At 47.1% G+C, this 13361-nt stretch carries 14 protein-coding genes; 10 read left to right on the forward strand and 4 right to left on the reverse strand.

Annotated elements, in window-relative coordinates; genetic code table 11:
- Positions 1-140: 140 nt before the first annotated feature.
- Complete coding sequence (gene purU, locus NL647_RS10590) at positions 141-974, reverse strand: formyltetrahydrofolate deformylase (protein WP_253650124.1); 834 nt, start codon at positions 972-974, stop codon at positions 141-143.
- Positions 975-1191: 217 nt separating this feature from the next.
- Here purU and NL647_RS10595 point away from each other — a divergent pair, with 217 nt between their 5' ends.
- The 7 genes from NL647_RS10595 to rnd all read left to right on the forward strand — a co-directional run bounded on the left by NL647_RS10595 (position 1192) and on the right by rnd (position 8678).
- Positions 1192-3117 carry an ATP-dependent DNA helicase gene (locus tag NL647_RS10595; RefSeq protein WP_026000138.1) on the forward strand — a complete coding sequence of 642 codons (1926 nt, stop codon included), beginning with the start codon at positions 1192-1194 and terminating at the stop codon, positions 3115-3117.
- A 45-nt stretch (positions 3118-3162) separates the two neighbouring features.
- Positions 3163-3864: a tRNA (adenosine(37)-N6)-threonylcarbamoyltransferase complex dimerization subunit type 1 TsaB gene (gene tsaB / locus NL647_RS10600; protein WP_253650125.1), complete on the forward strand. Its 702-nt coding sequence runs from the start codon at positions 3163-3165 to the stop codon at positions 3862-3864.
- Between the two features lie 60 nt (positions 3865-3924).
- Complete coding sequence (locus tag NL647_RS10605; RefSeq protein WP_054822927.1) at positions 3925-4230, forward strand: hypothetical protein; 306 nt, start codon at positions 3925-3927, stop codon at positions 4228-4230.
- 25 nt (positions 4231-4255) lie between these two features.
- Positions 4256-4813: a Slp family lipoprotein gene (locus NL647_RS10610; RefSeq protein ID WP_045412609.1), complete on the forward strand. Its 558-nt coding sequence runs from the start codon at positions 4256-4258 to the stop codon at positions 4811-4813.
- Between the two features lie 6 nt (positions 4814-4819).
- Positions 4820-5674, forward strand: a complete 855-nt coding sequence (locus NL647_RS10615) for an alpha/beta fold hydrolase (RefSeq protein WP_253650126.1) — start codon at positions 4820-4822, stop codon at positions 5672-5674.
- Positions 5675-5780: 106 nt separating this feature from the next.
- Complete coding sequence (fadD, locus tag NL647_RS10620) at positions 5781-7472, forward strand: long-chain-fatty-acid--CoA ligase FadD (protein WP_005437015.1); 1692 nt, start codon at positions 5781-5783, stop codon at positions 7470-7472.
- Positions 7473-7559: 87 nt separating this feature from the next.
- Entirely contained in the window at positions 7560-8678 is a 1119-nt protein-coding gene (gene rnd / locus NL647_RS10625) for a ribonuclease D (RefSeq protein WP_005437016.1), read from the forward strand.
- Between the two features lie 348 nt (positions 8679-9026).
- On the opposite strand, the gene minE is transcribed toward rnd, so the two are convergent.
- Genes minE through minC form a run of 3 tightly spaced genes read right to left on the reverse strand, consistent with a single transcriptional unit; the run spans position 9027 to position 10785 of the window.
- Entirely contained in the window at positions 9027-9290 is a 264-nt protein-coding gene (gene minE / locus NL647_RS10630; protein WP_005437690.1) for a cell division topological specificity factor MinE, read from the reverse strand.
- Positions 9291-9292: 2 nt separating this feature from the next.
- Positions 9293-10105, reverse strand: coding sequence for a septum site-determining protein MinD (minD, locus tag NL647_RS10635; protein ID WP_009700098.1), 813 nt, complete (start codon positions 10103-10105; stop codon positions 9293-9295).
- A 17-nt stretch (positions 10106-10122) separates the two neighbouring features.
- Positions 10123-10785, reverse strand: a complete 663-nt coding sequence (minC, locus tag NL647_RS10640; protein ID WP_005437686.1) for a septum site-determining protein MinC — start codon at positions 10783-10785, stop codon at positions 10123-10125.
- A 197-nt stretch (positions 10786-10982) separates the two neighbouring features.
- Between minC and NL647_RS10645 the strand changes: the two genes are divergently transcribed.
- The 3 genes from NL647_RS10645 (at position 10983) to NL647_RS10655 (ending at position 13300) form a co-directional block, all read left to right on the forward strand.
- A complete protein-coding gene (locus NL647_RS10645) occupies positions 10983-11264 on the forward strand; it encodes a YcgL domain-containing protein (protein ID WP_012127285.1) in 282 nt (93 codons plus the stop codon).
- 48 nt (positions 11265-11312) lie between these two features.
- On the forward strand, positions 11313-12284 hold the full coding sequence (locus NL647_RS10650) for a lytic transglycosylase domain-containing protein (RefSeq protein WP_005430863.1): 972 nt from the start codon (positions 11313-11315) through the stop codon (positions 12282-12284).
- A 71-nt stretch (positions 12285-12355) separates the two neighbouring features.
- Positions 12356-13300: a LysR family transcriptional regulator gene (locus NL647_RS10655; RefSeq protein WP_005446456.1), complete on the forward strand. Its 945-nt coding sequence runs from the start codon at positions 12356-12358 to the stop codon at positions 13298-13300.
- The last annotated feature ends 61 nt before the right edge of the window (positions 13301-13361 follow it).

Below are 13361 nucleotides of genomic sequence, written 5' to 3' on the forward strand. Positions count from 1 at the left end.
GAAAGCGACGAAGGAGCGTAGTCGGGAATCTCTTACAAGCACTTCAATAAAGCATCCACCGAAAGATAAAAAGACGCGTAACGAAAAGACAATGCCTTCTCAAATTACGCGTTTTTAGCAGCTAGCAATCAGCTGCGAATTTAAAGAATAACCGTCTTATTGCCGTAAACAAAAACGTGGTCATTGATCACTTTATTCAAAGCTTTGCTCAATACGTTCTTCTCTACATCGCGACCTGCTTGCGCCATATCTTGTGCGCTGAACGTGTGATCCACTGGAATAACGTCCTGCTTGATGATTGGACCTTCATCCAAGTCATTTGTCACGAAGTGCGCCGTCGCACCGATGATCTTCACACCGCGGTCGTAAGCCTGCTGATATGGCTTCGCACCGATGAAAGCGGGTAAAAAGCTGTGGTGAATGTTGATGATCTTGTGACGGTATTTCTCTACGAAAGTCGGAGTGAGAACACGCATGTACTTCGCTAGTACAAGGTAATCGGCATCGTATTGATCAATCACTTTAAGCATCTTCTGCTCGTGTTCTTCACGGCTAAGATCTTCGTGAGTAACGTGATGGTAAGGGATATCAAAACGCTCAGTGAGTGTTTGAAGTTTGTCGTAGTTACCAACAACCGCAGCAATTTCAACATCTAAGCTGCCATCGTAAGTCTTCATCAGAATATCACCCAGACAGTGCGCTTCTTTAGTTACTAGGATAACGATGCGTTTGCGGCGAGAGCTGATAAGTTTGCGTTTTGCACCTTGTGGCAGCGCTTGGTCTAAATCGGCGAGTAGCGTTTGATCGTTGAAGTAACCCTCCAACTCGGTTCTCATGAAAAAGTGCCCACTGGTGTTATCAACAAACTCGTTATTATGAACGATATTCAGCTGATGCTTATAACAGATATTGGTGATTTTTGAGATCAAACCCGGTGCGTCAGAACAATGGGTTAACAGTGTTTTCTTTTCCATAAATCAGATACTTCCATGCATTATTTTTCTAGCGTACGAATAAAGGGGTCACGTCAGAAGCGTGAATCGTACTGCAATCTGACTTCATAAATAATCTATTCTCGGCGCGGTTTCAACAAATTATCCGCGCGATGCTAAAACCTAGTGCTTTTGTTGGCTGATGTTTACGCTCAACTCCTGATATACTCTCGACAATTTTTCTAACCAGATGTCAGGCATGATCGCAAAAACATTCTCCTCTGAGGGCGCGTTAGGCAAAGCCATTCCGGGTTTTCAAGCTCGCCAGCCACAAATTGATATGGCAGAAGCTGTCAGCAGTGCGATCAAAGACCAAACTCAGCTGGTGGTTGAAGCAGGAACGGGAACGGGTAAAACCTTCGCTTACCTTGTGCCAGCGCTATTAAGCGGCAAAAAAGTCATCATCAGTACGGGGTCGAAGAACCTGCAAGAGCAGTTGTATCACCGTGACCTACCGTTGATGGTCAGTGCTTTGGGCTTTTATGGACAAGTCGCGCTACTAAAAGGTCGCTCCAACTACCTATGTTTGGATCGTCTAAGCCGACAAATGGTCGAGAGCCATACTAATGAAGCTGATCCAACACTGTTGACTCAATTGGTTAAAGTCCGTACTTGGTCGTCTGAAACCAAAACGGGCGATTTAGGGGATTGTGATGATCTGCCAGAAGACAGCATGATTATCCCGACCATTACTTCAACCAACGACAACTGTTTGGGCAAAGAGTGTCCGAGCTACACCGATTGTTTCGTCTTAAAAGCACGCAAACGCGCGATGGATTCAGACATTGTTGTCGTTAACCACCATTTGTTCCTTGCAGACCTTGCGATCAAAGAAACCGGCTTCGGTGAATTGATCCCAGAAGCTGACGTATTCATTTTCGACGAAGCCCACCAGCTTCCTGACATTGCCAGCGAATACTTCGGACAATCGATCTCTAGCCGTCAGATCCAAGAGCTCGCCAAAGACATTGAGATTGCTTACCGCACAGAAGCAAAAGACATGCGCCAGCTACAAAAAGTCGGCGATAAGCTGATGCAAAGTGCAATGGATATGCGCATCGTACTGGGTGAGCCGGGCTTTCGTGGTAACTGGCGTGAGGCGTTGCAATCAGAATCGATCAAGCGTGAGTTGGTGCGTTTAACCGATAGTTTAGATTTGGCGATTGATGTGTTGAAACTGGCGCTAGGTCGAAGCCAATTGCTGGATACTGCCTTTGAGCGTGCCAACCTGATCAAAGGACGAATTGATCGGGTTTGTGATGTCGATATTACCGGTTACTCATACTGGTACGACACGTCTCCCCGTCATTTCGCTCTGCACATTACGCCGCTATCGGTGGCGGATAAATTCCATGAGCAAATCGAAATCAAACAAGGCGCGTGGATTTTCACGTCTGCAACCCTAGCGGTTTCGGGTGACTTTAAACACTTTACCGACCGTCTTGGATTGAAGCCGAAGCAGCAGTTTTCGTTGCCATCTCCGTTCGATTACGAGAAGCAAGCACGCTTGTGTGTACCTCGTTATCTACCAGAGCCAAACAGCCCTGGCTTAGCTGACAAACTGGTGCGAATGCTTGCGCCTGTGATTGAAGAGAACGACGGGCGTTGTTTCTTCCTGTGTACTTCGCACAGCATGATGCGTGAGCTTGGTGAACGCTTCCGTGAAGTACTGGATCTGCCTGTGCTGATGCAAGGTGAGATGAGCAAACAAAAGACCCTTGCCGAGTTTATGGAACTGGGTAATGCGCTGCTGGTGGCGACTGGTGCATTCTGGGAGGGGATCGATGTTAGAGGTGATGCGCTGAGCTGTGTTATCATCGACAAATTACCGTTTACTGCCCCTGATGACCCGCTACTCAAAGCCCGAATCGAAGATTGTCGATTACGTGGTGGTGAGCCGTTTGCAGAAGTGCAAATCCCAGATGCGGTTATTACGTTAAAGCAGGGCGTAGGACGTTTGATTCGAGACCAAAAAGACCATGGTGCCTTGATCATTTGCGACAACCGTTTGGTGACGCGTGATTATGGTGGCATCTTCCTCGGCAGTTTACCGCCAATCCCAAGAACACGGGATTTAGAACGAATCAAAACATTCCTAAAAACAGAACAACCTGCCGCAGACTAATGCGCTGTGGCATCAATAAATTAAAGAAGAATTGTAGAGAGTTACATGAGCGCAAAAATTCTTGCTATCGATACGGCAACTGAGAACTGTTCAGTTGCGCTACTGGTTAATGACCGAGTGATTTCACGCAGTGAAGTGGCTCCTCGTGACCACACTAAGAAAGTACTGCCTATGGTAGACGAAGTACTGAAAGAAGCAGGTCTGACTCTACAAGATCTAGACGCATTGGCGTTTGGTCGTGGTCCGGGCAGCTTTACTGGCGTTCGTATCGGTATTGGTATCGCGCAAGGTTTGGCGTTCGGTGCTGACTTACCAATGATCGGCGTTTCAACGCTGGCTGCGATGGCACAAGCAAGCTACCGCCTGCACGGTGCAACGGATGCCGCTGTTGCGATTGATGCGCGCATGGGTGAAGTTTACTGGGCACGTTATACTCGCCAAGAAAACGGTGAATGGGCAGGTGTGGATGCAGAATGTGTTATCCCACCAGCGCGTCTAGCGGAAGAAGCACAAGCAGACGACAAAACGTGGACTAAAGCGGGTACTGGTTGGGATGCTTACCAAGAAGAGCTTGGCAAACTGCCATTCAACGTCACCAGTGGCGATATTCTTTACCCTGATTCACAAGACATTGTGATTCTTGCTGAGCAGGAACTTAAGAAAGGCAACACAGTCCCAGTAGAAGAATCGAGCCCGGTTTATCTGCGTGATAATGTGACGTGGAAGAAACTTCCGGGTCGCGAATAATCGGTCTTTCAATGACATGACAAAGTGCAGGGCGTTTGCCCTGTATTTTTATGGAGCGTTATGGCGTCTATCAATGGTTTACCTCCTGCGTTAATACCGGGTGCAAATCGCACCAATAAAGTCGGTAAAAAAGGGCAGGTAAAGAAAGCTCAAGATAAGCAGCCCGTTGGTCAACCTTCTAAGGTGGCGAACGCTGTCGCGCATTCCATTAAGCAAGTGGATGAGTCTCAGATTCATCGCACTCAAGTGCAATATGATTTGCCCGAGGGTCATGCTCGCAAAGCAATGGAACAGTATATGGACGTCATGAATCGAGCGAAGAAAGAGGAACTTGCTCAATTACTTGGTGTCGATATCTATGTGTAAAACAACGAATTTATAGTGGGGGTTTATGAAACTTTCTGGACGTATTTTTCTGGTTATTATCGCAGCATTCGGGCTTTCTGCCTGTAGTTCTCTTCCTGAAGAACTGAATGCTAGCACCGAGCAGGTTGTGACGGATTACAAAACCTTTGCTGAAGACCAAGGACAGGCTGCTAACGATGTCCGTCTTGGTGGTGTTATCGCGAAAGTGGATAACTTGAAAGACCAAACGCGTCTGGAGATCGTAAACCTACCAATCAGCAAATCAGGCAAACCGGACATCGACCAAGAACCAACGGGTCGCTTCGCGGTTTATTTTGATGGTTACCTAGAGCCAGTAGCTTTCAGTAAAGGTCGAATCATTACTGTGGTGGGTAAAGGTGCGGGCGAAGAAGAAGGCAAAATTGGTGAACACCAATACATCTTCCCAGTCATCAAAGGCGATGGTTACCGCTTATGGAAGATTGAAGAGCGTGTACGTATGTACGACACGCCAACCTATTACTACCCTTGTTACTCCATTAACTGCCGCATGTGGCGAAATGATTTCCCTCAAGACGGCAAGGTGATCAAGAAGGTTAAATAATCTGTGATGAATGAGCGCCGTTTCGAACTCCCAAACGGGAGTATGGCAGCCTTAGAGATCGGAAACGAAAAAACGACTGCTTGTTCAGTCGTTTTTCTTCATGGGTGGATGGATAACGCGGGTAGCTTCAAAGCCTTGATGAAAGCTATCCATCAGTGCAATCCTGATCTTCATTTACTAGCAATTGACCTATTTGGTCATGGCTTATCCAGTCATAAATCCTCAGACAATTACTACCCTTTCCACGACTACATTGCTGATTTACACCAATTATTGGATGAATTATCGCCAAACAGACTGGTGTTAGTAGGTCATTCACTAGGCGCTTTAATCGCAAGTTGCTATAGTGCTGCCTTTCCTGAACAGGTCGAAGCGTTAGTGCAAATTGAAGGAGCGGGTCCACTCGCAGAACAGCCTTCCAATAGCGTAAAACGACTGCGTGATGGTGTCCTTAGCCGGCAACGTCAACGCAACAAACCGGAGCGAGCTATCGCTTCTTTCGATCTGGCGTTAAAGCTACGCATGCAAGCGAATCACCTGACCGCCGAGCAGTTGATGCCAATCGTAGAGCGCGGAACTGAATGTCGTGAGAACCAGTGGTTTTGGCGACACGATGCCAAATTAAAATGCGATTCTCTTTATCGCATGGCACAGGATCACGCGAACTCGATCACCAGCCAAATACGCTGTCCGCACCTAATCATATTGGGTGACAAAGGATTTCAGCATTTACAGTCTAACCAAGTCGATTGGGGCGAAAATCCACCGAATGTGGTTTCTGTCGCGGGTGGGCATCATTGCCATTTAGAGCAAACACTCGAGGTCGCAAAGCGAATTCTTGGTGTAGTTAACAAAATTTAAACAAGTGTTTGAGAGTTACGTGCTCAAGCACGTTTGCTGTGCTGTAATAGTGCTCAAAATAAAAAGGACGCTATTTTTTAGCCAGTTATAAACGAGGAGTAACATCGTGGATAAACCATGGCTTTCACGTTATCCAAGTGACGTACCTGAAACCATTAATCCAGAGCAATATGAGTCTTTGGTAGAAATGTTCGAGCAGTCTGTTCAAAAATACGCAGACCAACCGGCATTCATGAACATGGGCTCGGTCATGACCTTCCGCAAATTGGAAGAGCGTAGCCGCGCATTCGCCGCATACTTACAAAACGAACTTAAGCTGAAGAAGGGCGACCGCGTTGCTCTTATGATGCCAAACCTGCTTCAATACCCTGTCGCGCTATTTGGTATTTTGCGTGCAGGCTGTATCGCTGTGAACGTGAACCCACTTTACACTCCTCGTGAGCTTGAGCACCAGCTAAACGATGCTGGCGCAACGGCGATCGTTATCGTTTCTAATTTCGCGAACACACTAGAGCAAATCGTAGAAAACACGCCAGTGAAACACGTGGTTCTGACCAGCCTTGGTCAAATGTTGCCACGTGCAAAAGGTACGCTTGTCGACTTCGTGGTTAAGTACGTGAAGGGCATGGTGCCTAAGTACGATCTACCGGGTGCAATCTCAATGCGTAAAGCGCTGCACAAAGGTCGTCGTCTTCAGTACGTGAAACCATTTATGTCTGGCGATGATATTGCATTCTTACAGTACACTGGTGGTACAACGGGCGTAGCGAAAGGCGCCATCCTAACGCACCGCAACATGATCGCTAACGTAATGCAGGCGAAAGGCGCTTATGGTCCTGTATTGTCTCCGGGTCGCGAGCTTGTTGTTACGGCACTGCCTCTTTACCACGTATTTGCATTGACGGTGAACTGTCTACTGTTCGTCGAAATGGGTGGCAACAACCTGCTTATCACTAACCCACGTGATATTCCGGGCTTTGTGAAAGAGCTACAAAAATACCAGTTCACTGCGATTACTGGCGTTAACACCCTGTTTAACGCGCTAGTGAACAACGAAGATTTCCATGAGCTAGATTTCAGCAATCTTCGCCTAGCAGTAGGTGGTGGTATGGCAGTACAACGTGCCGTCGCTGAAAAATGGCAAAAGACCACGGGCTGTTATCTACTAGAAGGTTACGGTCTAACAGAATGTTCTCCATTGGTGGCGGCTTACCCGCACGACCTAGTGGAATACAACGGTTCTATCGGTCTGCCTGTGCCATCAACTGAAGTACGTATTGTTGATGAAGAAGGTAACCCACTAGCAAATACTGAGACAGGTGAGCTTCAAGTTCGCGGTCCTCAAGTGATGCAAGGTTACTGGCAGCGCCCAGAAGCGACCAAAGAAGTGATCAACGAAGACGGTTGGCTATCGACGGGTGACATCGTTAAGTTTGATGATGAAGGCTTCCTGCACATCGTTGACCGTAAGAAAGACATGATTCTTGTGTCTGGTTTCAACGTTTACCCGAACGAAATCGAAGACGTAGTCGCACTGCACGGTAAAGTGCTAGAAGTCGCGGCAATCGGTCAGCCTCACGAAGTGTCCGGCGAGTTGGTGAAGATCTACGTTGTAAAACGCGATCCAAGCCTAACCAAAGACGAAGTGATTGCACACTGTCGCCAACACCTAACTGGCTACAAAGTGCCGAAGTTGGTTGAGTTCCGTGAAGACTTACCGAAGACCAACGTAGGTAAGATCCTTCGTCGCGTACTGCGTGAAGAGAACGACGCAGAGCTAGCGAAGAAGAGCGCATAAGCGGATTTCTTTGTGCAACAATCATTTATTGCCAAATAGTGTTAGAATGCCAGCGTTTTGCTGGCATTTTTTTATAGCGAGAAGCATGTGAACTATCAGATCATTACGAAAAACAAAGACCTAGAAGAAGTCTGCGCTCTAGCAAGAGAAGCCGACGTAGTTATGCTGGATACCGAATTCGTGCGAATCAGGACTTACTATCCGCAACTAGGTTTGATTCAGCTTTTCGATGGCAAACAACTTTCCCTTATCGATCCGACCGAACTGACTGACATGACATCGTTCGTCGAGTTGCTAAAAGACACCTCAGTGCTAAAAGTGCTGCACGCGTGTGGTGAAGATTTAGAAGTCTTCCAAAATGCCTTTGGCTGCACACCATTCCCAATGGTGGATACTCAGCTGATGGCGGCATTTTTGGGTCACGGTCTGTCGACGGGCTTTGCTACGCTGGTGGAAGAATACCTAGGCGTGGAGCTAGACAAGAGCGAATCTCGCACTGATTGGATGGCGCGCCCACTTACTCAAAAGCAGCTTGATTACGCCGCGGCTGACGTGCACTACCTAATGCCTCTTTACGAGAAGCTATTAGATAAAGTCAACGAAGCTGGCTGGTGGGAAGCGGTTCAGCAAGAGAGTGACCTGCTTGTATCAAAGCGTATTCGTAACTTAAATGAAGAAACCGTCTACCTCGACATCAAAGGTGCATGGCAGCTAAGACCGGCTGAACTTGCGATTCTTAAGCCTTTGGCGACTTGGCGCTACCGCGAAGCGATTAAGCGTGACCTAGCGTTGAACTTCATCTTCAAAGAAGGCGACTTGCTGACGGTGGCTCGCCTTGGGTTGACAAACTTTAAGAAGATGGAAGCGGAAGGCATCGACATTCGTGCGATTAACCGCCATGGCGCACGAATTGCTGCTATCGTGAAAAGTGCAAAGCAAACACCTGCCGATGATTACCCAGCTAAAATCGAGCGTTTGATGGATTACCCAGGCTACAAGCAAATCTTCAAGAACATGAAAGATGTGGTGAAGGTAGCATCGCAAAAATCAGGCTTGGCGACCGAGTTCTTGGCGTCTAAAAAGCAGATCAACCAAATCATCAGTTGGGTATGGAAGAAAGACCGCGATCCAGCGCGTCTACCGGATGTGATGCAAGGCTGGCGTCTTGAATTACTCGGCGAGAAGATGAATAAGGTGCTGAAATAAGTACCAAATAAAAAAGGTTGGCATTATCGCCAACCTTTTTTGTAACACGCATTTGTAATTGGCTTTGAAGCCAAAACCTATTTTCAACAACCCGAGCACGCTAGTCGTAGATTCTGAATCACGCTCGTGCCTCGCTGTTCAGAATGACGAAGGGGTCTTGAGTCATTCCAGCGAAGTTGGGTGAAAGCCAAAAGCTTAAGTGAGACTAGGAATCTACTGACAGCCCGCTTTAAAGCCAAAACCTTCTTTCACCAAGCCGAGTACTCTGGCAATAGATTCTGAATCGCGCTCGTACCTCGCTGTCCAGAATGACGAAGAGGAAGACTCTCAAGCAAAGTCGAAAAGTAATTACTTCTCGTCTTCTGGCAACTTCACGTTTAGCTCAAGAACCGAAATATCATCGTCCTTGTGCTCAAACGTCAAATCCACCATGTTTGGATCAATCGCAACGTATTTGCTGATCACCTTCAAGATGTCCTCTTTCAATTGAGGCAAGTAAGAAGGCGCAGGATCGTTCTGGCTACGACGCTCAGCAACGATGATCTGCAAACGCTCTTTGGCTAGATTCGCTGAAGTTTTCTTTTGCGGGCGGAAAAATTCTAATAGTGACATTTCTAGCCTCCGAATAGTCGTTTAAAGATTCCTTTCTTCTCCTCGGTAAGGAAACGAAATTCAACCTGGTTGCCCAGTAGGCGGTCTACCGTATCAGAGTAAGCCATGCCTGCGTCTGTGTTCTCGTCAAAGATCACTGGCACACCTTTGTTTGATGCGTTTAGAACGGCTTGGCTTTCTGGAATCACGCCCAGTAGAGAAATGTGTAGGATCTCTTCTACGTCTTCAACGCTTAGCATTTCACCTTGTGTTACGCGAGATGGGTTGTAACGCGTCAGCAATAGATGCTGCTTAACAGGCTCAAGACCTTGCTCAGCACGTAGAGACTTAGAATCCAAAATACCTAGGATGCGGTCAGAGTCACGTACCGAAGACACTTCTGGGTTGGTCGTTACAATCGCTTCATCTGCGTAGTACAGTGCCATCAGAGCACCTTGCTCGATACCTGCTGGAGAGTCACAGATGATGAATTCGAAGCCCATTTCATCCAACTCAGTGAACACACGTTGCACGCCATCTTTGGTTAGCGCGTCTTTATCACGTGTTTGAGAAGCTGGAAGAATGAATAGGTTATCTGTGCGCTTGTCTTTGATCATCGCTTGGTTAAGCGTTGCTTCACCGTTGATGACGTTAACAAAGTCATACACCACGCGGCGTTCACAGCCCATGATAAGATCGAGGTTACGCAAGCCGATATCAAAATCGATCACCGCAGTCTTTTTGCCCTTAAGAGCCAGACCAGAGGCGATGGCTGCGCTTGAAGTGGTTTTACCAACGCCACCTTTACCAGACGTTACTACAATAATGCGTGCCATTTTATTTCCTTTTTAGACTAAATCGTGAGTGTTTCTAGATGTAATGATTCTTCGGCTTTACTGATCATTACTTTCTTTTGCCAATACTCACTCTCAATTTGATCGCTCAACCAGTAATCTCCTGCAATGGAAACCAGTTCAGCTTGTAAATCGTGACAAATAATTCGTGCTTCTTGTTGGCCGCTCGCTCCAGCAATGGCGCGTCCGCGTAGGGTGCCATGAATGTGGATAGAGCCATCAGCAATCACTTCTGCACCAGCGCTTACGTGCGCCAGTACAACCAAGTCACCGTCTTTGGCGTAAATCTGCTGACCAGAACGTACAGGTGTACGAACGATTTTGGTCGGCGCCATTTTCGCTGGTGCTTGAGTTGGAGATTTGCTCGCAGACATGATGGCGAAGCCCGCTTCTGAGGCAAGGTTTTGAACGCGCTTATCTTTACAGCCAGTCACACCAACCGGAATAAACCCAGCATCGGCGATGCCTTGTTTAAGTGCGGTGAAATCAATATCGCCTTCTACTTTTGCTATATTGATAACCAGAGGTGCGGATGCGAAGAAAGAGGGGGCTTGAGAAACCTTTTCTTGCAAAAATTCGACAGTCTTAGCGATCTCGTTGTCAGAAAGGTGTAAAACTGACAATGTAAAACTGCTACCTTTAAGGTCAGGTGAATGGGTCATCGTGGACTTCTTGCCTTTATTGAAAGAGCGTTGCCTTAAACTAGGTCTGTCATGTTATATTTCATCCTTTAGCGCAGCAAGTTCTCAAGCGGGCAAATAAGTGAATTAATCTCAAATTTGCTATCAAGTTTGCGAGAATTTTACGTTTTCAACAAAATCCGCATTCAAAGCGGGTAAATTAGCACAAAAGGCTCGTCATGCTTTGTTCTATTTATAAAAGTTCCAGAAAAGAAGGCACTTATCTCTATATTCCGAAAAAGGATGATTTCTCACAGGTTCCTGACACGCTAATGCAGATGTTCGGTAAGCCTATGCCGGTGATGACAATCAAACTTGATGGTCGTACTTTGGCACAAGTTGATGTCGAGAAAGTGAAAGCGTCATTAATTAATGATGGTTTCTTCCTACAGGTTCCGCCTCCGCCGGAAAACCTACTAGAAAAATACAAAGAACAAAAAGCCCAGCAGAAAGGCGAATAACGTCACCGCTTTTCATCTGGGAATTCTGCCTCGCTCAAGGAGGGCGATATGAAAAAGATACTGGCAGCAATGCTCAGCGTTGGTATGTGCACTTCAGCCTTTGCAAGTAGCGATGGCTTTGATGAATACCTAAACAAATTGCGTGCAGAAGCGCGTGATAAAGGCATTTCCGAACAGGTGATCAGTGCCGCTTTTGCTGATGTGGAATACAAACCACGCGCCGTAAAAGCTGACCGTAACCAACCTGAGAAGAAACTGACGTTAGATGAATACATTCCGCGCGCGGTACCTGAGTGGAAGGTAAAACAAGCGAAGCAACTGTATAAAGAACACTACGCTGAGCTAAAACGTATTGGTGATGAGTTTGGCGTGCAGCCGCGCTTTATCGTTGCACTTTGGGGCGTAGAAAGTAACTTCGGTAAGTTCACTGGTAACTTCCGCGTGATCGACGCGTTGTCGACCATGGCGTTTGAGGGTCGCCGTGAAGAGTTTTTCCGTAAAGAAACCATGGCGGCACTACAAATCCTAGATGAAGGTCATATCGAGCTAGAGAACTTCAAAGGTTCTTGGGCTGGTGCGATGGGTCAATGTCAGTTTATGCCAAGCTCATTCCTACGCTTTGCCGCGGATGGTAACGGCGACGGTAAGAAGGACATCTGGCAATCAGAAGCTGACGTGTTTGCTTCTACTGCGAACTACCTAAGCAAATCTGGCTGGGATGATAAGTTCACTTGGGGTCGTCAGGTTAAAGTGCCACACGGCATTGACCACAACCTGCAAGGTCGCGAAGCGGAAAAAGGTAAGTATCTGCAAGAGTGGAGCAAACTTGGCATCACCAAATACGATGGCAGTCCACTTCCTAAGCTGGACGAAGACATCAAGGCTTGGTTGATCATGCCAGACGATGAGAACGGTCGTACTTACTTGGTGTACAACAACTACAATGTGTTGATGAAGTGGAACCGCTCTTACTACTTCGCACTAGCGGTAAGTCATTTAGCTGACCGCATCACATTCTAGATTGAATATATAAGCGAATAAAAAGGGGCTCTTCGGAGCCCTTTGTTTTCTCTATTTGAAACGAGGTTTGCGTGTTATCTGAACGTGCTGCACAAATGGTGATCTTCTCAGCGTTGATCAAACATAAAAACTTTACCGCTGCGGCAAAGAGCTTAGGCGTGTCTGTTTCTCACGTCAGTAAACAGCTCAGCCAGTTGGAAGCTTCACTGGGTATCAAGCTCGTGCAACGCACCACGCGCAGCTTCACGCCAACCGAAGCGGGGCAAACCTTCTATCACCATTGTGAACAAGTGGTGCAAGCCGTTAGCAGTGCCACGTTAGAGATGGAAAGCCAACGTGATGAAGTCGCCGGTTTGGTTCGTCTCGGTTTGTCACAGTCTTTTGGCACGTTGCACATCATCCCTGCCATTCAAGAACTTCGTGAGAAATACCCGCAACTGCAAGTCGAAGTGCATTTGTTCGATTACAAAGTCGATATGCTCGAAGAAGGCTTGGATCTGTGGATCACCAATAATGAACATTTGCCAGAAGGCTACATTGCTCAGCGCTTAGCAGATTGCCAATTTGTGGTTGCTGCTTCGCCAGATTACTTACTTAAGTTCGATACGCCAACCGAACCGAATGACTTGTCGCAGCACAACTGCCTTATTTACCGCAGTTGGGAGCGTGACTACACCAGTTGGGCGTTCACCAATCGCGAGCAAGAGCTCAACGTGAAAGTCTCTGGCAACTACTCGGTCGATTTAGCAGAAGCGGTGCGTGATGCCGCAATCGCAGGGTGGGGGATTGCTTACTTAGCCACTTATTTGCTGGGGGATGAATTCCGCTCAGGCAAACTAATACAGCTTCTACCTGATTGGAGAGCCAGCCAATCCATGCCGTTTTATGCGGTGTACCCAAGCCGTCAACATATGCCGAAAAAGATCTCAGCAGTGATCGAATTCATCAAACAAAAGATCGGATCGCCTTGCCATTGGGATCAGCGATTAGCACCGTATATTTCGATTCCGAAGTAGGGAATGCATAAGGTGATTTGAATCACAAAATTTTTCCAAATCCAGAAACATCTTTTCCATT

Source organism: Vibrio sp. Y29_XK_CS5 (genome assembly GCF_024181835.1).
GTDB lineage: Bacteria > Pseudomonadota > Gammaproteobacteria > Enterobacterales > Vibrionaceae > Vibrio > Vibrio harveyi.